Annotated in this window: 20 protein-coding genes and 1 pseudogene; 2 read left to right on the forward strand and 19 right to left on the reverse strand. The window is 53.8% G+C overall.

Features of this window, described 5'->3' with window-relative positions; translation table 11 throughout:
• Window positions 1–193: 193 nt before the first annotated feature.
• The 6 genes from METMA_RS0100240 to METMA_RS0100265 form a co-directional block, all read right to left on the reverse strand.
• A complete protein-coding gene (locus tag METMA_RS0100240) occupies window positions 194–934 on the reverse strand; it encodes a phage antirepressor KilAC domain-containing protein (RefSeq protein WP_051114310.1) in 741 nt (246 codons plus the stop codon).
• Window positions 935–974: 40 nt separating this feature from the next.
• Window positions 975–1,190: a helix-turn-helix transcriptional regulator gene (locus METMA_RS0100245; protein ID WP_020157043.1), complete on the reverse strand. Its 216-nt coding sequence runs from the start codon at window positions 1,188–1,190 to the stop codon at window positions 975–977.
• An 89-nt stretch (window positions 1,191–1,279) separates the two neighbouring features.
• Window positions 1,280–1,795, reverse strand: a complete 516-nt coding sequence (locus METMA_RS0100250; protein WP_020157044.1) for a hypothetical protein — start codon at window positions 1,793–1,795, stop codon at window positions 1,280–1,282.
• Between the two features lie 112 nt (window positions 1,796–1,907).
• Entirely contained in the window at window positions 1,908–2,201 is a 294-nt protein-coding gene (locus METMA_RS23560) for a hypothetical protein (protein ID WP_020157045.1), read from the reverse strand.
• A gap of 4 nt (window positions 2,202–2,205) precedes the next feature.
• Window positions 2,206–3,453 (reverse strand): tyrosine-type recombinase/integrase, encoded by a 1,248-nt coding sequence (locus METMA_RS0100260; protein ID WP_020157046.1) that lies wholly within the window; start codon window positions 3,451–3,453, stop codon window positions 2,206–2,208.
• A gap of 161 nt (window positions 3,454–3,614) precedes the next feature.
• Window positions 3,615–4,004, reverse strand: coding sequence for a hypothetical protein (locus METMA_RS0100265; protein ID WP_020157047.1), 390 nt, complete (start codon window positions 4,002–4,004; stop codon window positions 3,615–3,617).
• Window positions 4,005–4,514: 510 nt separating this feature from the next.
• Here METMA_RS0100265 and METMA_RS0100275 point away from each other — a divergent pair.
• Window positions 4,515–4,988: a CBS domain-containing protein gene (locus METMA_RS0100275; RefSeq protein ID WP_020157049.1), complete on the forward strand. Its 474-nt coding sequence runs from the start codon at window positions 4,515–4,517 to the stop codon at window positions 4,986–4,988.
• A gap of 272 nt (window positions 4,989–5,260) precedes the next feature.
• Window positions 5,261–6,277, forward strand: a complete 1,017-nt coding sequence (locus METMA_RS0100280; RefSeq protein ID WP_020157050.1) for an IS110 family RNA-guided transposase — start codon at window positions 5,261–5,263, stop codon at window positions 6,275–6,277.
• Between the two features lie 561 nt (window positions 6,278–6,838).
• On the opposite strand, the gene METMA_RS0100290 is transcribed toward METMA_RS0100280, so the two are convergent.
• The 13 genes and pseudogenes from METMA_RS0100290 to METMA_RS0100360 all read right to left on the reverse strand — a co-directional run bounded on the left by METMA_RS0100290 (window position 6,839) and on the right by METMA_RS0100360 (window position 19,976).
• Window positions 6,839–7,240: a thioesterase family protein gene (locus METMA_RS0100290; RefSeq protein WP_020157052.1), complete on the reverse strand. Its 402-nt coding sequence runs from the start codon at window positions 7,238–7,240 to the stop codon at window positions 6,839–6,841.
• A gap of 32 nt (window positions 7,241–7,272) precedes the next feature.
• Window positions 7,273–7,824 (reverse strand): class IV adenylate cyclase, encoded by a 552-nt coding sequence (locus METMA_RS0100295; protein ID WP_020157053.1) that lies wholly within the window; start codon window positions 7,822–7,824, stop codon window positions 7,273–7,275.
• A gap of 388 nt (window positions 7,825–8,212) precedes the next feature.
• Window positions 8,213–8,833, reverse strand: coding sequence for a LysE family translocator (locus METMA_RS0100305; protein ID WP_020157055.1), 621 nt, complete (start codon window positions 8,831–8,833; stop codon window positions 8,213–8,215).
• Between the two features lie 124 nt (window positions 8,834–8,957).
• Complete coding sequence (locus tag METMA_RS0100310) at window positions 8,958–9,263, reverse strand: NIPSNAP family protein (RefSeq protein WP_020157056.1); 306 nt, start codon at window positions 9,261–9,263, stop codon at window positions 8,958–8,960.
• Window positions 9,264–9,300: 37 nt separating this feature from the next.
• A complete protein-coding gene (locus METMA_RS0100315; RefSeq protein WP_020157057.1) occupies window positions 9,301–9,996 on the reverse strand; it encodes a CTP synthase C-terminal region-related (seleno)protein in 696 nt (231 codons plus the stop codon).
• A 144-nt stretch (window positions 9,997–10,140) separates the two neighbouring features.
• Window positions 10,141–11,019 (reverse strand): O-acetylserine/cysteine exporter, encoded by an 879-nt coding sequence (locus METMA_RS0100325; RefSeq protein ID WP_020157059.1) that lies wholly within the window; start codon window positions 11,017–11,019, stop codon window positions 10,141–10,143.
• Between the two features lie 181 nt (window positions 11,020–11,200).
• Complete coding sequence (locus tag METMA_RS0100330; RefSeq protein WP_020157060.1) at window positions 11,201–11,845, reverse strand: glutathione S-transferase family protein; 645 nt, start codon at window positions 11,843–11,845, stop codon at window positions 11,201–11,203.
• A 376-nt stretch (window positions 11,846–12,221) separates the two neighbouring features.
• A complete protein-coding gene (locus METMA_RS0100335) occupies window positions 12,222–12,884 on the reverse strand; it encodes an HAD-IA family hydrolase (RefSeq protein ID WP_020157061.1) in 663 nt (220 codons plus the stop codon).
• Window positions 12,885–13,811 (reverse strand): DMT family transporter, encoded by a 927-nt coding sequence (locus tag METMA_RS0100340; RefSeq protein ID WP_020157062.1) that lies wholly within the window; start codon window positions 13,809–13,811, stop codon window positions 12,885–12,887.
• 40 nt (window positions 13,812–13,851) lie between these two features.
• Window positions 13,852–14,357 (reverse strand): annotated as a pseudogene (locus METMA_RS0100345) (transposase); the annotation flags it as partial.
• Entirely contained in the window at window positions 14,351–17,425 is a 3,075-nt protein-coding gene (locus METMA_RS0100350) for an efflux RND transporter permease subunit (protein WP_020157063.1), read from the reverse strand. The pseudogene METMA_RS0100345 and the gene METMA_RS0100350, both read right to left, overlap by 7 nt.
• Window positions 17,422–18,615, reverse strand: coding sequence for an efflux RND transporter periplasmic adaptor subunit (locus tag METMA_RS0100355; RefSeq protein WP_020157064.1), 1,194 nt, complete (start codon window positions 18,613–18,615; stop codon window positions 17,422–17,424). The genes METMA_RS0100350 and METMA_RS0100355 overlap by 4 nt, the downstream gene beginning before the upstream one ends.
• Window positions 18,615–19,976: an efflux transporter outer membrane subunit gene (locus METMA_RS0100360; RefSeq protein WP_020157065.1), complete on the reverse strand. Its 1,362-nt coding sequence runs from the start codon at window positions 19,974–19,976 to the stop codon at window positions 18,615–18,617. Before METMA_RS0100360 ends, METMA_RS0100355 begins: the two co-directional genes overlap by 1 nt.
• Window positions 19,977–20,016: the final 40 nt, after the last annotated feature.

Here is a 20,016-nt window from a genome sequence, read left to right on the forward strand (position 1 = left end):
CCACCATAATAAAATAGCTATAAATGCCAGAGATAGCGCCTTAAATGCGGTGATTAGCTCGGCTATGACAAAATGCTTGAGTGATATATAATTCATTTGCGGTGTCCTTTCGTCGTCTCGACGATAAGTAAATAAGTTGAAGCCCGTTATCTGCTGGTAATGGGCTTTTTTATGTCCGTTTTTTTTATGTCCGTTAGATAGTAAAATCCTGATCCAAAAGCGACATATATTTAGCCGCCAACCATACCCTGCCTCTCGGCGTAATTCTTAACGTGTATCGATACTCGCCGCCGTGTTTTTCTTCCGTTGGTTTCCAAGTAAAGAACCCTCGATTAACGTATTGCTGGTATGGTTGGCGGTTGTCCATAATCAATTTATGTTTTTTCATCCATTGATAGAACTGCTTCTCTCCCAGGTCCACAATATCGACGGATTTAACGAACTCACGGACAAGAATTTCCCCGGCTTTGATGCTCGCCTCGTTGGACGCCAGGATTAAATTATCTTTTTCGGCAATGCTCGATTGCTGTTTGTCGATGATCTCAAGCGCTTTTTGTTTAGCCTCTACTTCGTCTGCCCAGGCACGCGCTGCTATAGCAGGATTGGTGAAGTCTGGCAGGGTGAACAGGGTTTTGCTTTCAAGATCTTGCCAGCGATCCACTAAGCGCGCGGTAAACTCCGGGGATAATTGCGCCACAATTACATAGCTGTCGCGCTTGTTTACAAGATATTCAGATATGGGTTTTGTTGCTGTTGAGATTTCCACCAATGGTGGTAATTCAATAGTTCCGCGCTCTGCGAGTCTTTCAATAGTGCGCTTAACGCTGTCATGCCGGGATTCAACCAACTTGGCTATTTCACGGCTGGACATGGTTAATTCATTTGAGCCCGCAAGATGGGTATGTGCTGCGGGCGTGGTATTGGATAATTTCATTTTGCGATTTCCTTCCGTCATCACGACGGTAGATTGATAATTATTGTGCTGAGAGCTTTTTGACTAATTCGCGGATATCATCAACGCGCCATGCAACAGAACGCTCTCCAAGTTTTACAGGTTTTGGATATTTGCCGGATTTAACGCCTTCAAGCCATGATGTCCGGGAAACGGGGATGATTGCGGGGGTGTTGGCTTTCTTGTCACCGATTATGGTGGCGAGTCTAAGAAAGCCAGTATTTGGTAATGTGTTCATTAAGATAAATTCCTGTTCAATTAAGTACGGAACAAATCTTATTCTCTGCCTTTGGCTATGGAAATGCCGTGTGCGCGCACACTGTACTTTTAATCGGGCGCGCTTTTCTCGTAGTCTCTTATCCAGTCATAAACAGTTCGATATTTCATAATGACTATTTTTCCAGCAATCTGCCGCGCTGCGTCTGCCAAACTTTTGAACTCGGTCTTATGCTCAACATAATAATCGAGAGCATCGTTTTTAATGCTGATATTCTCAGCGTTTCGACTTCGCGCTGCTTCGGTGGCCTGCTCTGATACTTCCTTTTGCGATTCGGAGCGCTCAAGATAAACTCCACGCTGAAAAGTTGCGGCAAGGCTATGTTTAAGCGCCTCGCCAAACGCCCCCCTCACTGTTGCGGTTATGGCAAGACTAATATGATAAATCGCAAGCGCACAGCTAAGCTTTTCAAAACTGTCTATATAAATGCGCTCATCCTCAGTAAGTAGGTCAGCGATTATTTCCGCGCGATCCAGGCCATCAAAAAACCTTTCAGCCGATTCGCCAATTAAGCCATCAAGCCTTAATAACTCGTCAGTGAATATTTCCGTAATTTGATCTGTCATCAGGTAACACTCCGTTAAAGTGCAGCCGTTACAAAAGGGTTGACCGGAAACAGGGTAACGAGTCCTGTTTGTTGCGCCGTCGCGCTATCCGGTCAAATTCGATTATATCGGCTTATCTTCTGCTAAGAGAGTTCGCGATAATTATGGCGCCTATAATAATGGCAACACTCGCCGGAAGAATCGCTACTACTTTAAAAAATAGGTAAATAAACACCCCGGCCAAAATCAATAATGAAAGCTCTCGCGCCTGGACCGCTGCAAAAATCAAGCAAGCCCAACTTTTCCATTCATCTTCTGGATATTCATTGGTTAGAACCCAGGCCGCATAAAGCATAAGTGCGGCGAGTGGATAGCGGAACCACCATCGGCCTTCTTTATTTCCTGCATTTTCTAGTGAATTGTCCATGTGTTTATGCTCGCTTGCCAATCGGAATCACATCAGCACCACTCTTTAAGCTGTCCATATAATCCGCCCAGGCTTGCATCATCTTTCGGCGCTCATCCAGGTATTGCGCCCGGTTATAGGCCGCTCTTACGGCATCCTTCGGCATATGGCACAGTTGCCGCTCTATGGCATCTGGAGACCAACCTTGTTCATTCAGTAATGTTGAAGCCGTGGTCCGGAACCCGTGGGCGCAATGAATATCATCGTAACCCATGATCTGCAATGCGTTCTGAATGGTCCGCTTGCTCATCGGTTTGTTGTGATCGCTGCCTTTGGGGAAAACGTACTCGGAATGCCCTGTAACGGGCCTTAATTCGGTCAGTATTTTGATTGCTTGGGAAGAAAGGGGAACGATGTGATTGATTCCGGTTTTAGATGCCAAATAGCGCCATTCCTTTGCTTCAATATCAATCCCGGCCCATTCCATCAGTCTCATTTCACCGGGGCGGCAAAATAGCACCGGAAGCAGCCTTAACGCCGATTTAACGGTAAATGTGCCGTTATAGGCGTCAATATCGCGTAAGAGCCTACCTACATCAGCGGGATTTGTAAGAGCTGGACGGTGATTGCCCTGATGGGATCTCAGCATCTTTGCTACTGGCTGAGCAACGTCATAATCCGCCAGACCGTGAGCGATTGCATAGCCAAAAACTGCGCTTATTTCCGCTCTTAAGGCTTTAGCGGTGGCTGTTTTTCCTGAATCGATGGCTTTAATGACAGCCATAATGTCGGGCGACTTGACCGCTTTAATGTCCATGCCGCCAATGATGGGGAAAACATAGGTTTTGAACCTGCCCAGCTTGCTTGCATAAGTCTGCTCGGCTAGCTGATGCTTGATGGAGCGGAACCACTGCCCCGCTATGTCTTCGAATGATCCGACAATAGGCAACCCTGCCTTTATTCTTTTTTCGTTCTCTGTGGCCTCATGACGGGCCTTTTTCACTGCCTTCCTTGTATCGCTGGGATCTATGCCGTTAGCGGCCAGCTTTCGCGCCTCCTCCGCCTTACGCCTCGCATCCGCTAAACTGGTATCAGGATATGTACCTAATGATAATGTCTTGCGCTTACTGTCTATGCTGTAGTCGAATCGCCACCACCGCGCACCACTGGGCTTGATGAGCAAATACAAACCATCGCCATCATTTAGCCGCTTATCTTTTATGTTGGGCTTGGCGCTCTTGATTGCGCTGTCTTTCAGTAACTCTTTAGCCATTTACAGTAACTCCTCATTGGTATTTTAGAGTTACTGTAAATGTTACTGCTTAAAATGTCGAATGTTACTGTATCTCGATGCACTTCAATGAATGGATAAAGTAGGTAAATACCATGATAAACAAGGCGTTAAAGACTTTATCGAACATCAATAAACCTTAATTATTTTTTTGTCATGAAAAAATAAGCCGATTGGCATTTAAGAATCATTTTGTTGTTTTCTTTTTCAACTGCAGTGCAGGTTTCCATTCTGGAGCGGCCGGGAGCGGCTTGCTTGACCAGTTTACCGTCTTCGACGGAATAATTGAGTACTGCGCGCAGCTGATCGATCCGTGCGTGGGCATCCGATTCCTGGGAAATGCCTTCCATCGTACCATCTGCCCTGAAGGTCCAAACAGTGTTCAAGCTTCTTGACTTGGTACCTTCGCGATCAACTGATTCCTTGTCGATTTGCCAGCTGCCGATCAGATCGGACTGAGTCAATGGAACGTCCGCATTCGCGGAAAAAGACAAGAACATCAGAGCGCAAACAGAAAACCGAGTAAATTGCATGGTTAAAACCTTATAAATAGTAAGTTAAAGTTCGCCATTATAGCACGGAACTTTTTGCATTCAGCGGAAATGCAATGAAGCCGAAACTGACTGGATTATGGTCTCTTGACGCAATCGTGTATAAACGTTTGGAGTCTTTTTAGAACCGGCGCTGTCTGAGCTGAAAAGCATCCTGTCCATTCAAACCGGGTCACAGGAAGGTCGAAACTTTATATCCGTATGGCTAGCAAGCATTTATGGCAATGAATGCCGCCCACACCGGACAAACCTTGTCGCTGTTGGATGCGATCGGCGTTTATGACCGTGAAGTGGGGCCTTGGACCTGGAGCATCTTGCATAAGTGACGCCGCGTCAGAGGCCAACCGCTCTCGCTGAGCCAGCGTGCTATATGCATAGAGTGAAATCGACGCTACGCCCGGCATCATCCGATTGGGCCGCTGTTACGAGAGAGCCGGCACGCGTATACACGGCTACGCAGGCTCATCAATTTACAAGCCGAGGAAACTGCTCATGTTAATCCGAGACTTTATGACCCCCAAACCCATTACCGTTCAGCCGGAAACGCCGGTTAAAGAGGTGGCGGACCTACTGATAGCCAATCGCATCAATGGCGTTCCCGTCGTAGATGCCGAAGGCTTGTTGCTCGGTATCGTCACAGCCGAGGATCTAATTGACCGAGGACTAGACGAACGGCTCAAACCGCGCGAATCCATCTGGAAGGAGAATTTCTGGATTTCCTATTTTGCCCCTAAAGATCCTCAGCCCGGCAAAGCCGAGGGCCGTACAGCTGCTGAGATAATGAGTACGGATGTGTACAGCGTTGAACCAGACATGCGCTTGTTCGAAGCCGCCCGGCTGATGGTGGAGTATCAGGTGACCTCCCTGCCGGTAGTGGAAGCGGGAAAACTGGTTGGCATCATTTCCCGAATCGATCTTCTTGCTTGCTGGGAAGAGCTCGAGAGCCGATTGCACAAAGAGGATTGACAACGCCTGAAGTAATTGAACGATACCTGGGCACAACACTATAAAATGGCATACTGATTTGCCGATCTCGGTGTTATTTTATTGCCTGCGCGTATAGAAATATTTATAAAAACAAACCGATTCAATGTCATTTATTCCATCTTGACATTGCTAAGGATTTGGTCGTCAATAATGTCCCTGTTTAAACATAGGATGATGATATGGACTCCTCTTCACTCCCACGGTGTCATAATGCACCCAACAATAAACAACGGAGCAAAGAGGAGCCCGAAATGAATGATAATGTAGTTGGCCTGGACATCGCAAAGAACATCTTTCACTGCTATAGCCTGAACGCCGAGGGCAAAGCGATCAGGAAAAAGCTCAAGCGAGCAGAATTGCTGGCTTTTTTCGCCAATTACCCGGCGAGTCTGATTGGCATAGAAGCTTGCGGCGGAGCCCATCATTGGGGGAGAGAACTGACTAAGCTGGGGCATCAGGTCGTGCTGCTGAATGCCCGTTACGTCAAAAACTTCGTGGTGGGCAATAAGAACGACTTTAACGATGCGCAAGCGATCTTCGATGCCGTGACCCGGCCGAACAAGCGAGTGGTGGCGATCAAAACGCTGGAACAACAGGATGTGCAACTGGTTCATAACATCCGGCAGGATCTGGTGGACAAACGTACGGCACTGGTCAATCAGCTCCGGGGCTTATTGAGCGAAAGAGGGATTGTCATAGCCCAGGGGATCGATCGGGTCAGAAAAGAACTGCCCTTGATCCTGGAGGAGGCGGAAAACGGCTTGACCCCGCTCAGCCGTGAAGTGTTGGCCGAACAATACGGGCAATTGAAGGCGCTGGATCAAGCCATCAAGGACCAGGACCGGCGGATCAGCCGGCTGTGCAACAGCAACGCCTTAAGCCGGCGATTTCTGGAGGTTCCCGGGATAGGACCGATCACCGCTACGATCGTCGCAGCCGATCTTGGCCACGGCAAGGGCTATGCCAGCAGCCGGGATTATGCCGCCAGTTTGGGTGTCGTACCCAGGCAGCATAGCAGCGGGGATAAAGCGGTGTATCTGGGCATCAGCAAACGGGGCAATCGCTATATCCGTACCAAGCTCATTCATGGTGCCCGGTCGGTGGTCAAGTACTGCAGTGGCAAGACCGACCCATTAAACCGATGGCTGCAAGCCCTGGTTGAACGGCGGGGCTTCAATAAGGCCGTGGTCGCCCTGGCCAACAAGAATGCCCGGATCCTGTGGGCGATGGCGACTAAAGAGCAAGCTTACGAGCCTAAGGCGGCCTAATTAGGCACCGGGTTATCCACCCTTTGCCCACCGACTGCGTGAAAGTGAAGCACTTCGTCCGTGGACAAAGCGTGGATAACCCTCTTGAGCACTATTTTAACCGAGTACACAAGATTGCGGAGGCAAGTTAACGATTAGTGATGACAACAACAGGTCAGACCGGTGCTTTCCAAACCCGCTCAGCACATAGGTTCTTAAGAAACCGTTAGGATGGTTGAGGTGAAAGCGCGCGGATAGATTCATCAGGAGTCCTGAGGTAAGAAAACCTCTGTTAAGAGACCGAATATATGGCGGCAATCTTGATCTCTGTTAGTGACATTACAAAATTGAAAACTTGGCTTGCAATAATCGAGGAGTCCATATATGTGCCGACGACAGGAGGCGCATCGTTCGCGAGCGATGCGCTTCGCTTCGCCGCCTGGAACGCCTACTTTTGGTCAGCATATCCTATGCAAGATTCTGATTTCAGGAAGTCATTTTTAGCCAAATCCTAAGGTGAGGCTAACTGAGCTGCGTGGCTTTTCGCACAGTTCCGTTTGGCCATAGGATTATATGCTACGTTTATGCAGAGAGACCTGAAAGGGTTTGTTCGAAGCGCGCAAGGTTGACTGGTGCACGGGAATGTGTACCTTTCCCAATTAGAGTTTTGCCGTCGTGCGCCAGCACTTCGAACTCAATTAGCTTGTGCGTGACTTTGGTAACTCTAGCATATGCGGTAACGGTGCGGCCAACTGGCGTAGGCGCCAAGTGACGTATATTGACGTCGACGCCAACAGAGACCCACCCGGCTGGCAGGTAAGGCTGGACGGCGTTACTTGCCGCGATTTCCATCAAGTGGATCATGCAGGGAGTCGCATAGACCTCCGGCATGTTTGAATGGAAGTGGCACACGGTCAGCTCCTTTGTTACTACTGTAGTTGCCCCTGCTTCGGCCCCGACAGTTATTTTGATGGCGGAATTCATGATTGTCTCTTTATAGTATTTAGCGCTTCAACTCACCTGCCGACAGAAGTCGGAGAAAGGATCGCTTTATTGGGCAATTTTGCCAGTAGGTCCACATAGGCCTCTTCTACTAACTGTTGCGGGGAGATACCTAGCTTTTCCAGCAATTCATGAGCCACTGATACACCGGCTTCGTTAGGTTCGCCTTCAGCCAGGACGACTTCCAGTTCCAGAAAGTCTCCCAATTCGTCCACTTTATCCAAATGGATTCGCGTTCGCCCTGCCAAGAATAAGGTGCGGTGTTTGCGCACACGTCCAATTTCGCCATAGGCCAGCGACAACACCTGACGGATTGAATCAGGGGAAGCGGTCGGAGAGATGACATAGAAAGATTCCTTGGGGCCTGCGCCGTCTGGGCGCTGATAGAAAATCAGCTGTCCATCATGCTCAGAGAAAGCGCGAAGTTTCAGCCTGCCGTTGGGACAAGCAAAAAACGTATCGTCCTGGTGTATTTCGATGGGCCCTTCATCGGCGATTTCCGCTGCCACCGACTGCAGTGATTCGACGCTTTCAATTCGAGCTTTGATTTCAATATTTCTAGCCATAAGTAACTGATGTTACGCAGTAAGTTGAATTCAGATCGGTTTAGCAAGGTGTCGCTAGCGCGACGATTATTTGAATCGGGTTTATCGCACCCGAAGGCGAGTTACTTTCTTTTGCGCGGCCAAAAGAAAGTAACCAAAGAAAAGGCCGCCCGTTGCCGCTTTTTCCTTGCGCTCCTCGCTTTCGGCGAGGGTTGCCAAAAGGGACTTCCTGTCCCTTTGGCAACGCGCTGCATCCATGCAGCGCCCCTTCGGGCTGTTCTCGCCGAAAGCTGCGGTGCTCGGCGCGGCAAACGGGATAAAATCTTCCGTGCGTAACAACAGTAAGTAATAAAATGCTTGATGCCGAATTCAGCGGCTTATCTAGTGAAATAAGGGATGGGATCTAACTTCATCGGTTATTGGCCGCCAGTTTTACGCCAAAGCCAATGAGCGCCACGCCCGCAAGCCGGGCCGCGATTTTACGCACCGATGGCAATGGCGACAGCTTGCGAGCCAACGCGTTGCCAACGAGCACGAGGCCTGCCTGATACAAAAAGCTGATGAGCGTAACATGCGCCATCAGGCCACCCAGCGTAATAGACGATGCATCCGCACACAGGAACAGCGGGAAGAAGGCCAGAAAGAACAGAATAACTTTGGGATTGGTGAGGCTGACCAGGAAGGCCTGTTGAAAATAGCGCCAGCTGCTCTTTTTCTGTGGGGGTGTGCTCGCTACGTTGGCAGCAGGCGACCTGAGTAACTGAATGCCCAGCCAGCCCAAGTAAACAGCACCAACCCCTTGCAGTGCCTCGAACACAAGCGGGTACGCATGCATCACGGCGGCCAGGCCGAGAACCGCTCCGCTCATGTATATGAAATCACCGAGCAAGGTACCCATAACGGCACCGAATCCCGCGCCGATACCGTGGCGTGCCGTGGCCGTGAGAATCGCCAGTGTGCCTGGTCCAGGAATCAGCTGAAAAATAAGAATTGCTGCGATAAAGCTCGCGTAGTTCTGGATGTCAAACATGATTCAGTCTCCCTAGTGATGTCAAACGTTGGTTCTTCGATGAACTAATGGATGAGGTACGCCGTGATGCCGAACGGATGTTTAAGGCGATGCGAACGGTCGGATTGATGCATAGCGTTTGAGCTCATTCAAAAACCGGACGGAAGAAGCTACGGTCATAACTCAGGATACAACGTGTCTGTTCGGCGTATTCGAACGCGGCTTGGCACGCTGGGTCCTGGAGCGATTGGGCTCGGTATTCCTCATAGCGTGCAAAACTCGGAAAGGTAAACAGAGCCAGCGCAACATTGTTCGCACCCTCCGAAGGCATAAAATAGCCATGATGTTTTCCGCCGAACTTTTCCACGAGAGGAATCCACAGCTTCCCGTAATGCTCAAACTCTTTAAGCTTGTAGGGGTCAATGATGTAACGTAGATAGCAAGTGATCATGTAGGTCTTTGATGGCTAATGTTGAACGCTAGGGATGTTAAACTGAATAACTCACTACAGCGGCTAAGAAAGCTGTAATCAGCGGATGTGGCTGTTCAGGTGTAGAACGCTCCTGCGGGACAAACAATGTGCCAATGAAAAAGGGGTGATTCGGATACTCAATGACGCGCACTTCACCCTCGGCATCTGAGCCGGAAATAATCATCGGCCCTTGCTTCAATAGAGGGATGCAATCCGGATTGACGCCGAAATTGCAGTAATACCGCTCTTTCGCCGACAAACTGCCATAAATTACGTCCACTTGAGATCCCGGTACAAAACTAAGCTGCATCTCACGGCCAGCGAGTGAACAAGCCAATTGTGAAATAAACAGGCATGAGGCGTATGGATCGTATTCGGCGTGCTGCGCCTCCTTAAAGCCCAGGATATTACGGGCGTATTCAATCACAATGTGCTGAAACCCGCCACAAGTGCCCAAACAGGGAATCTTGTTTTCCCTCGCATAGCGAATGGCCCATAGAGTCTTCTCCATGTTCTTGTACGGGCTGCCAGGCGCCACCCATATGCCGGAATAGCGATCAAACAGGCTTTGGTCAATATCTTCCGTTGAAATCCATTCCGCTGTTATGTCTATAGCCAAAAAGTTTCGGACATGCTTGATGGCCGCATCGGTTGAAGCATGGGGTGGAAATGTCGGTGTATATTCACCAAGCAGGGCTATCGATTTACGCATTACGTTCAACTCCTTTGAGTGGTCTGATGATGTGGTAGAAAAACCCGCCAGCCAAAAGCGGGATCATATGTATTTGATTTTCCATGAACTGATTGTTCAAACTTGGCCAATACGGCTTCTCGGACGGTTCCAGTGACAGGTTGCTCATGCCGGACGGAGGCGCATGGCGATACGAGCGCCAGCCAGATTGATGCACAGCCCAGCGATAATCAGAACGGCGGCGGCTAGCTTCCACGGATAGAGCGGCTCCCCCAAGGCCAGCGCTGAACTCGTAAAGCCGAATACCGGCACCAGCAACGTAAACGGCGCCACTGTCGCCGCGGGATAGTGACTCAGCAGCCAGCTCCACACGGCGAAACCCAGCAGGGTTGACAGATAGGTGATATAGCCGATTGCCCCGATAGTGGGCCATGAAAGATGAGCCATGCCTTCAAGGCTCCAGCTGTCTTGCTCCAGTAGATACGACAGCAGCAAAAGCGGCGGCCAGGCAACCAGGCTTCCCCAAACCACCAGTGCCAGCATATCGACTTTACCGAGCTTCTTGGCAATCAGGTTGCCTATGCCCCATGAGGCAGCAGCAGCAACAATTAAAATCAGGCCCAGCGCCGAGATGTCGCCGCCTGTATGGGCGGCAACCAGCCCGATGCCCGAGAATGCCGTCAAGGCGCCAATGATCTGCCAGACAGAGGGTTGTTCAGCCAGAAATACGACAGCCAATGCAACCGTGAAAAACACATGAACCTGAAGCACTAAAGACGCCATGCCGGCCGTTGTTCCGGCATACATGCCGGAAAACAGCAGCGCGAACTGAGAGGCGAACATCACCAGTCCGAAGGCCATAACGCTACGGAAAGGTACGGCGGGACGTTTGATAAAAAAGACCGCTGGGAACGCGGAGAGAAAGAATCTGAGCGCGCAAAGCAGAATGGGCGGAATTTCTTTCAGACCCACTTTAATAACGACGAAGTTGAATCCCCAAATGGCCACTACCAAGATGGCCAGCGCGATGTGTCGCGGATGCATTGTTGCCTCCATGCCTAATGTTAAAAAATAAAAAGAGATACGCATCAATGGGGTAACCACAGAATTCGGAAAAAATCGTACGCTAAGCCACGCACTTGAGCCAAATTGATTGGAATTGATTAGTTCGAACCAACCGCACCGTCTTTAGTATAGTAATCTTCGCTCAAGCCTTGACCTATCTTCAAAATGATTGCCGACCAAATAATTCATCAAATGGCGTCATAATATGTGTACGGTAAGCTTTGCGTTGCGCTAAATCGTTGTACCAGCGACGTATATTGGGTACTGCGGGAGTCACAAGCCCCATTTCAAAGTAACGGTATAAACAAGTTGCAACCGGAATATCACCCATTGAAAACCTATCACCAGCTATAAAAGCGTGGAGGCCTAGATGATTGTCTAGGATTGAAAACAAGTATTCGCAACGTTGACTGGCTTTTTGTATTGCATCCTGATTTCTTAGCGGTTCTGGTGTGCGGTAATACCCCCAAAACAAGTCTAGAAAGACTGGTTGCAGTGAGGCCAACTCCCAATCCATCCAACGCTCAGCAAGGGAGCGTTCGGCAGGCGCTTCTGCCCACAAAGATCCAGCGCTGTAAGTTGCGCATAAATACCTTACTATGCTGTTGGATTCCCATATGGTGACATCGCTATCTAAAAGCACAGGAATACGGCCATTAGGATTCATTTCGATAAATTTAGGATGATCGAGTCCACCAGTGCTGCCTCCGGCATCAATATGTTGGTGAGAAATTTTCAGTTCGCCCAAAGTCCATAAAACCTTTTGAACATTATAGGCATTGCGGCGGCCCAAAATTTTAATCATTTCTTCTATTCCATTTGAATTTCGATGCTTATAGTTATTCAGTAAAATCAAATAACTGTCTATTTGGATTATACCTTAACCAAGACGTCAGGCATGGGCTGAAAATTACGTCAGAATAGGATATGTTCCGGTGTTTTCTGACAAAACTCGCATAAATTCTTAAAGTTCAATCTGACAGATTCAGTCTTAACGTACAATATTTCCCGAATACTGCGGCTACCCCTCAATGCAGTGTCCCGCTCAAGTGCAGAAGCGGCACCATGCCATTGACTATAAACCTAATCCCTTGTTTCGCACTATTCAGCCCATCTTATGTTGATTTAGCTCGCAAATGGGACCTAATTCAGATCACGCCGCCATGCGCGACGCCGCCTTATCACCCCGCGTCCTTTGAATCAATAAGTTGGGTAAGAGTGAGCAATTGAGGCAGCTGCAACATATCGTCAAATAGCACTGCCTCTCCGGCTTTCCGCGGCGAGGTTTCGCCATTTCGCACATACCGGAATGCTCTCATGCCGGCTGCTGCGGCCGCCTCAATCCCCACATCACTATCTTCTATCACCGCGCATTGGCCAGGCATAAACCCCATCGCCTCGGCGGCATATTGGAATAACCCAGGCTCCGGCTTCCAAGAACCCATTTCATACGAACTGAAGAGGTTATCGCCAAAATAAGGTGCGAGGCCGCTGACTTGCAGCGCCTGACGGATTTTCAATGGCGGCCCGCTTGAGGCGATGCACTTAGGGAAGTTCATGACATCGAGCATTTCAAGAACGCCGGGCATCGGCTTCAGTTCATGAGAGAAGAGTTCCGCCACACGCTGGCGATACTGTTGTTCAAAAGTATCAGGCAATGTCTGGCAGAGACGGCGCTCAAGATCGGCAAGAATTTGGGCCAATTTTTTGCCTCGGTACCGTTGGGTCAATGACACCACCGTCTCGTTCAACTGAGGAAGCAGATCGAGAAACGCTTGATTGCACAGCCCCTCGCTATCGACGAGCGTACCGTCCAAATCAAATATGACGCAGATCCTGGGCATTTACCGAAATGTCCAACGCCGGCTTGGCCTAGTGTCAGAATTGGTGTTTACCTGCTGGACGAGTTGCAAAGACTGATTTCTCTTCTGCTCCCAAAGCAGGTTAATTAAGTTGCCTGCCATTATCAAGCCAGCACCCAAAACCAAAAACTCATCTACGCGCTCGCTGTAAAGTGCATACCCGACGAGCGCTATAAGTGGCAACCGGAGAAAATCCAAGGGCACCACCACCGATGCATCTGCCAAGGAAAGAGCTCGCACCATACAGTAGTGCGCGCTGAGCCCCGTAATGCCGACCACAATCAACCAGGGCCACTGCGCTGCTGCGGGAGTGACCCAATTAAAGACTGCAGGGACTAAACCCAGAGGAAGTTGAATCAACATCATGTAAAAGAGGATGCATAGCGGCGTGTCCTGCTCTGCCAGTTTCTTAGTCAGCGTATGAGAAAGACCATACGCAAAGGCGCCGGACAGCATGACAAAGGCGGCTGGATGCACCACAGACCAACCGGGACGGAGGATAACGACGACGCCGGTTATGCCGAGGGCAATGGCTAGCAGCCGAGTCGCGCTGATGCGCTCATTCAGAAGAAGCACCGCAAATATCATTGTCCAAAGAGGCACGGTGAACTCAATAGCAAACACCGCGGCCAGTGGAATAAGGGCAATAGCATAGAACCAACCGAACTGCCCACCGAAGTGAACAAGGTTACGAGCAAAATGCGTTTTTATATTCCGCACTGAGACCTGCGTCCAGCCCACTCTTGTGAGTATGGCCGAGATAACTAGCAAACCGATAAAGCTGCGGATGGCTAGAAGCTGGAACGTGCCAAAATCAGCTGAGAGCTCGCGTACCGCCACGGCCATTGCGGAAAACGAGATCAACGCACCAGCCATCCAAGCGGCGGCAATAACTACTGAGTGGCGCATAAGAGAATTGTTCCTTCATTGATCTAATGTTAAATGTGAATTAAGAGCTGGTTCGTAAAAAATTCCAGAAAAACAGAGCCGCCGCGAGCTTGCCGAAGACGTGCACCATCAGTCCATTGTAAGAGCGTACTTTACTGACACATTCGATACCTGTTTTTTCTTCAACCCAGGCAAATAACGCTTCAATCGGCTGGCGAACGCGAGAAACCGCGGTGGACAGCCATTGATCCTGCGGCTCCAGAAAGTGTTGCTTTTTTGTTTTTTAACCGGTGTCAGGATAGTCAGATTCTGGGGCTGCCTGACGGCATCGGCATCGGGCCGCTGATAAGCTTTATCGCCGTACAGATCCTGGTCATGCACGTACGGACGAATCTGATCCAGCACCTTGCCATCATGAATGCTGGCGCCCCTCATCCCAATATATTCAGGTGCCGGCAAGCTGCCCGGTTGACGGCTGCCGATCACATGCACACGCACGCCATAATAGTACAGCTTCTTGGTGGCACGATAGCCTGAGTTCGCCAGTTCCTTGCAGAGCCTCATTTTCGCCCCAGCACGGCATAACAGACCGGCGTCAAGATCAGGCTGGCCGCCATGCCTAGCAGCAGGCCGGCCGACAGGGACAATGTCATCGGAATCAGGAACTGGGCCTGGGGACTGGTTTCCAGCAGCGTGGGCAGAAAACCCGCAAAGTTGGTCAGGAACGCCAGCAGAATCGGCCGAAAACGTGCCGTGCAGGCCTCGCTGATCAGATCAGCCACCGGCAGTTCGGAATCGCCGCGTTCCCGGATGTAATCGAGCAATACCAAGCTGTCGTTCACGACCACGCCGCTGGCCGCGATCATGCCAACCAGGGATTCCATGGACAGCGGCAAGCCGGCCAGCCAGTGCGCCAGCACCGCGCCGCACCAGGCCACTGGCGCAGCCAATAGAAATATCAGCGGCTTCAGGTAAGACCGGAACGGCACGGCGATTAGGGCGTAAATCACGACCAGCGCGATAAAGGTATTGAGGCCCAGCGTTTCGGCCATCGCTTCCTGCTCCAGGCGGTCCTGCCCAATGCTGACATTCAAGCCCGGAAAACGCTGCTTCAGCTCCTTGAGATCCCTTTCTTCCAAGGCCGCATAAATCGCGTTGACGTCGGCCTGTCTGGGATCGACCCGCGCCTGCACTTTGAGCACGCGGTGGCGGTCCTGCCGGATCAGCTTGGCGTAGCCGGGCGTCGGCGTCACCGTCGCCAGGGATCCCAGCGGCGCCGAATCGCCACTGGCGAGGCTGACCGGCAAGGTCCGTAAATTCTCCAGTGATTGCCGTTCCTCGCGCGGATAGCGCACCATCACCTTGACTTCGCTGCGGCCGCGCTGCAAGCGGTGGACCTCCTCCCCGTAATAGCCGTAACGGACCTGCTCGGCCAGATCCTCGAGCCGCAAGCCCAGCCGCTCGGCCTCCGGCTTCAGGTTCAGGCGGATTTCGGGCTTGCCCGGCTCGTTTGAGTCAACGACGTCGTAAACGCCGGGATAGGCGGCCAGCCAGCTCTTGAGCAGTTCCGCGGCGGGCGCCAGCATAGCGGGATCGGCGGCCCCCAGATCCAGCTCGATGTCGTAAGGCACATCGCCTTCCTTGTACAGAAAATCGATCTTGGCGCGCCCTATGTCGCCGATGCGCCTGCGCCACTGGCGCACGAATTCGTCAACAACGATGCGCTTGCGGCCTTCCTCCGAAAGCTCGATCCAGAACCCGGCGTCATGCTCCCAGATCAGCGTTTCCAGGCCGATGACGACGCCAGGCTTGTCGGGCTGCTGCGCGTCCAGTTCCCTGCGCAAATCGAATAATGCCCGCTCGACCTGCGCGGACAGCTTGCGGACTTCATTGTAGGGCGCGCTCTGGGGCACGGTCAGGTTGACCCAGAAACTGTCCTTGGTGACATCGGGATTAAGCGACTGGCGGACGCGGTCGCTCATGACCAGCGCCAGACTGATCATGAGCAGCACCATGAAGCAGGCGATGGTCAGGTAACGCCACTCCAGCGCCTGGTTCAGCAGCGGCCGGTAGAACCGGTCTACGAACCGCTCCAGCCCTGCGTTCAGCCAGTCCCGCAGCCGCTCCAGCCGGGAAGGCGCGCCTCGGCGGACAGATGCATGAGCCAGATGCGCGGGCAAGATCAGCATGGCTTCGACCAGCGAAAAAACCAGCGTCAGCATCATCACCAGACAAATCGGGCGCATCATCTGGCCGGCCCAGCCCGGCAGAAACAGCCCCGGCAGGAAAGCCGTCAGCGCCACCATGACCGCCAGCACCACCGGCAGCGCCACCTCGCGTACGCCGAAAATCGTCGCGGCCAGGCTTGAAGCATGAGCACCGCTGATCTGATGCGCGTGCACGTTCTCGCCGATGATAATGGCATCGTCCACCAGTATACCCATGGCCAGCAGAAAGCCGAACAGCGACAGCATGTTCAGCGATACATCGAATGCCGGCATCAGCCAGAGCGCGCCGAAAATCGAGGTCAGGATGCCGGCGCCGGCCCACAGTGCCACGCGCAGGCGCAGAAACAGGGTCAGCACGATGCAGACCAGCGCGAATCCGCTCAGGCCGTCCTCGACCAATGTCCTGACCCGCTCGTCGTAAGCCTGGGAATCGTCCCACCAGGTGATGAGCGCCAGCCCTTCCGGCAGTTTCGGCCGCATCTCGGCGATATAGTCCTTGACGCGCCTGGCGACGGCCACGGTATCGTGCTCGGAGTGAATTTCCCAACCCTGCGCGGTCTCGCCGTTGTGATGCCATTCCGACAGGCGCTCTTCCAGGCCGTCCTTGATCCGGGCGACCGCATCGAGCCGAAGCCGCGTGCCGTCCGGCTCGGCCCTGAGCACCAGCGCGCCGATGGCGGCCGCATCCGACGCCTTGCCTTTGACTCGCAGCAACAGTTCGCCGTTCGGTGTCTTGACCAGTCCTCCAGGCAGATCCAGCGAAGCCCGGCGCACGGCCTCGGCAATATCATGCAGAGACAGGCGATACTGGCGCAGTTTTTCGGCCGATACCTCGATAGCGATCTCATAGGGAATGTCGTTGTAATTGAGCGCCTTGGTGACGCCGGGAATGGCCGCCAGCTCTTCCTGTATGCGGTCGCCGAGATGCTTCAGGGTCAGCGGGTCGGTCGGCCCGTGCAGCGCTACCCAGATGACGCCGTCGTCGTTGGCGCGGGAAGCCTCCTGCACCTCGATCTTCTCCAGGCCCTTCGGCAAGCGCTGTATCGCCTGGATGCGCCCGCGCAGCGTGCTCATCATGACTTCCTTGTCATGGTTGGGCAGTATCGAGACCATGACCCGGCACCGGCCTTCCCAGATTTCGGTATTCAGGCGCTTGACGCCCGGCACATCATAAATCGCCTCTTCGATGCGCACGCACACCGACTCCTCGATTTCCAGCGGCCCGGCGCCCGGATAATGCGCCATAACCTCGATCTGGTGCGGCTTGAAGCGCGGGAACACTTCGGTGTCTGTGGTCCTGAGGCCGTACAGGCCGCCGATGACGATCAGCAGCATCAGCAGATTGGCCGCCACGGGATTGGATGCGAACCAGGCGATCAGCCCGGAAGGCTGGCGGGATGACATCATCGGGCGGCCGTCCTGGACGGCTCGGCCGGCGGATTCGGATCCACCTTGACCAGCATGCCTTCAACGGGCACCTGAACGCCCGAAACGATGACGCGGTCGCCGGCATTGAGCCCGCCAGCCACGAGAATGCGGTCCGACTCAGTGCGGATCACACTCAACCGGCGGATGCGCAGGCGCTGTTCGCTGTCGACCAGCAGCGCCTCTTGGGCGGCATTGAGCGCCGTCGGCGGCAGGACGAACAGGTTGCGCATTTCCCTGCCCTGCAGGACCGCCTTGACGAACAGGCCGGCCAGCAGCGGCGGCTGGCTGTCTTTTTGCGCATACGGGGCCGGCACTTCCGCGACCGCATAGAACTGCCCGTTGGTCCCGTCCAGCATCCCCTCCGTGCGCACGATACGGCCTTCCCAGGATCGGGCCGCGCCGGCGAAATCGGCCGTCAACGTGACTTTGACATGTTGCGCGGGCGTGCTGCGGCCCGTGCCCAGCGGCAAGTCCAGAAAGGCGAGCTGATCGGTGGACAGCGGCAGGCGGACTTCGGCCGCATCGATGGAATACAGGTGCGCGAGCTTTTCGCCGGGCTGGACATACTGGCCCACGCCCATGTGCCGGGCATGCACGATGCCGGCGAACGGCGCGCGCAGTTCGCATCGGCTGCGTCTGAGACGGGCCTTGGCCCGGTCGGCTTCGGCCGCCTTGAGCTTGGCGCGCGCTTCCGCCAGCTGCGGTTCGCGCATGGCCAGCGGCGTGGGCTGTCCGTCGCCCAAGGCGCGCCATTCGTCATGCGCCTGCTCGGCCTGGGCCTCTTCCATCGCCAGTTGCCGCCGGGCTTCGGCGATCCGCGCCTCGGCTTCCGCGATCGCAAGATCGTAATCGCGCGGGTCGATGGCGGCCAACAGCTCATCCTTGGCGAAGGCGCCGCCGGTGAAAAAAACCGGATTCAGGTGAACGATCTTGCCGGCCACTTCCGGCACCAGATCGATCTCCATTCGGGGCCTGACGACGCCCTGGGAGTCAATGTTCAGCCGTACCGTTTGCGGCTCGGCCCGGATGACAGTGACCCGCGGCGGTTCGGCCTTGGCTGGCTGCTGTTCCAGGGATGGCTTGTAAGCGACGATACCCCAGGCCGATGCGATGCCTATGGCCAGCACCACGACGGGCAGCAGGATTTTCAGAAATTTTGTCGACCTCATCAAATGCCGCCCCCCAGCGCCAGATACAGGTTAATGCGGTTGCTGAGCAGTTGCCGCCTGACCGTCAGATAGGCGCTCTGCGCGTTCAGGGTGCTGCGATAGCTGTCGAGCAGGGTCAAAATCTCGATCAGTCCCTGGCGATACGAATACACGGCGAGCTTGCGGCTGGCCTCCGTCTGCTCGACGGCTTCCTTGAGCGCCTGCTCCTGCTCCCGCAGCCAGCGTTCGGCGGCCAGCGCCTGCTCCACTTCCCGGAACGCGTTCAGCGCCGTGCCGCGGTACCGGTTCAGCGCCTCATCCGTGAGCGCCTCGTTCAGCCGGATGTCGCCTTTCAGACGGCCGCCGGTAAACAAAGGTTGCACCAATCCCAGGGCAAAGTTCCAGGCGGCGGCGCGCGGGTCGGCCAGATCCGTCAGGGCCGGACTGCTGGTGCCGCCGTTCGCTGTCAGGGTGATTCGCGGCAACAACGCCTTTTTCGCGCTTTCCACGCGATAATCCATCGCCCGCAGCCGCGCGAAAGCGGCGATGATGTCGGGCCGCCGCTCCAGCAGCTCGGATGGCAGTCCTGCCGGTATTGCGGCCGGCGGCGCCGGCAGATTTGAATTTTCCTTCAATAAGCCGCCCGGATAGCGCCCCAGCAGCAATTCCAACTGCTTCGTGCTGTTCTGCGCCTGATTGCGCGCCTGTGCCAGCTGCGCTTCGGCATTCGCCAGATCAGTCAGCGCCAGACGCAAATCCAGGCCGCGCGTCAGGCCTCGCGCGAAGCGCCCGCGCACCAGCTCGACGATGGTCTGGCGGTCGCGGATCGACTGCGCCGCCACGTCGGCCTGCTGGCGCGCCTCGGCCAGTTCGAAATAGGTCTGGGCCGTGCGCGCGGCCAGAGACAGGCGGGCGCCGTCAAAGTCGGCCTGCGTGGCATCGGCTTCCTGCTCGGCCGCCCGCTGCGCCGCGCGGATGCGGCCCCAGACATCGAGTTCCCAGCTCAGATTGAACAAGGCGTCGAATGAACCGGACTCGGCAGTCTCGAAATCCTTCTCGCGGTTGACGTCCGTTATGAAAAACAGCTGCGGCCAGCGTGCGGACCCTTCGATCAGCGACTGCTCACGCGCGGCCTTCACACGGGCTGCCGCCGCCTTCAGATCGTAATTGCCGTACAAGGCTTCCCTGACCAGGCGGGACAGTGCCGGATCATTGAAATCCCCCAGCCATTGTTCGGCTACCGGACCCTTGGGGCCGCTGGCCGTGCTCCAATGGGATGGCACCGACCCCCCCACATCGGTGGAATGGCGCTCCGGTGTATCGCTGCATGCATCCAGAAGCAATGCCGTCAACAAGGCTGAGATGCTTGTCTTTTTACTCATGCTCGCCTGCCGACCTATGGATGAGGACAGATGCCGAATA

It is taken from the genome of Methylobacter marinus A45 (assembly GCF_000383855.1).
GTDB lineage: Bacteria > Pseudomonadota > Gammaproteobacteria > Methylococcales > Methylomonadaceae > Methylobacter > Methylobacter marinus.

Bases quoted from the DNA above. Each gene is read 5' to 3' on its own strand.
- METMA_RS0100340 (WP_020157062.1), bottom strand. From the start codon at position 13,811: ATGCGCCACTCAGTAGTTATTGCCGCCGCTTGGATGGCTGGTGCGTTG.
- METMA_RS0100315 (WP_020157057.1), bottom strand. From the start codon at position 9,996: ATGCGTAAATCGATAGCCCTGCTTGGTGAATATACACCGACATTTCCA.
- METMA_RS0100305 (WP_020157055.1), bottom strand. From the start codon at position 8,833: ATGTTTGACATCCAGAACTACGCGAGCTTTATCGCAGCAATTCTTATT.
- METMA_RS0100240 (WP_051114310.1), bottom strand. From the start codon at position 934: ATGAAATTATCCAATACCACGCCCGCAGCACATACCCATCTTGCGGGC.
- METMA_RS0100335 (WP_020157061.1), bottom strand. From the start codon at position 12,884: ATGCCCAGGATCTGCGTCATATTTGATTTGGACGGTACGCTCGTCGAT.
- METMA_RS0100245 (WP_020157043.1), bottom strand. From the start codon at position 1,190: ATGAACACATTACCAAATACTGGCTTTCTTAGACTCGCCACCATAATC.
- METMA_RS0100330 (WP_020157060.1), bottom strand. From the start codon at position 11,845: ATGATTAAAATTTTGGGCCGCCGCAATGCCTATAATGTTCAAAAGGTT.
- METMA_RS0100350 (WP_020157063.1), bottom strand. From the start codon at position 17,425: ATGATGTCATCCCGCCAGCCTTCCGGGCTGATCGCCTGGTTCGCATCC.
- METMA_RS23560 (WP_020157045.1), bottom strand. From the start codon at position 2,201: ATGGACAATTCACTAGAAAATGCAGGAAATAAAGAAGGCCGATGGTGG.
- METMA_RS0100325 (WP_020157059.1), bottom strand. From the start codon at position 11,019: ATGCATCCGCGACACATCGCGCTGGCCATCTTGGTAGTGGCCATTTGG.
- METMA_RS0100295 (WP_020157053.1), bottom strand. From the start codon at position 7,824: ATGGCTAGAAATATTGAAATCAAAGCTCGAATTGAAAGCGTCGAATCA.
- METMA_RS0100280 (WP_020157050.1), top strand. From the start codon at position 5,261: ATGAATGATAATGTAGTTGGCCTGGACATCGCAAAGAACATCTTTCAC.
- METMA_RS0100250 (WP_020157044.1), bottom strand. From the start codon at position 1,795: ATGACAGATCAAATTACGGAAATATTCACTGACGAGTTATTAAGGCTT.
- METMA_RS0100290 (WP_020157052.1), bottom strand. From the start codon at position 7,240: ATGAATTCCGCCATCAAAATAACTGTCGGGGCCGAAGCAGGGGCAACT.
- METMA_RS0100355 (WP_020157064.1), bottom strand. From the start codon at position 18,615: ATGAGGTCGACAAAATTTCTGAAAATCCTGCTGCCCGTCGTGGTGCTG.
- METMA_RS0100265 (WP_020157047.1), bottom strand. From the start codon at position 4,004: ATGCAATTTACTCGGTTTTCTGTTTGCGCTCTGATGTTCTTGTCTTTT.
- METMA_RS0100310 (WP_020157056.1), bottom strand. From the start codon at position 9,263: ATGATCACTTGCTATCTACGTTACATCATTGACCCCTACAAGCTTAAA.
- METMA_RS0100360 (WP_020157065.1), bottom strand. From the start codon at position 19,976: ATGAGTAAAAAGACAAGCATCTCAGCCTTGTTGACGGCATTGCTTCTG.
- METMA_RS0100275 (WP_020157049.1), top strand. From the start codon at position 4,515: ATGTTAATCCGAGACTTTATGACCCCCAAACCCATTACCGTTCAGCCG.
- METMA_RS0100260 (WP_020157046.1), bottom strand. From the start codon at position 3,453: ATGGCTAAAGAGTTACTGAAAGACAGCGCAATCAAGAGCGCCAAGCCC.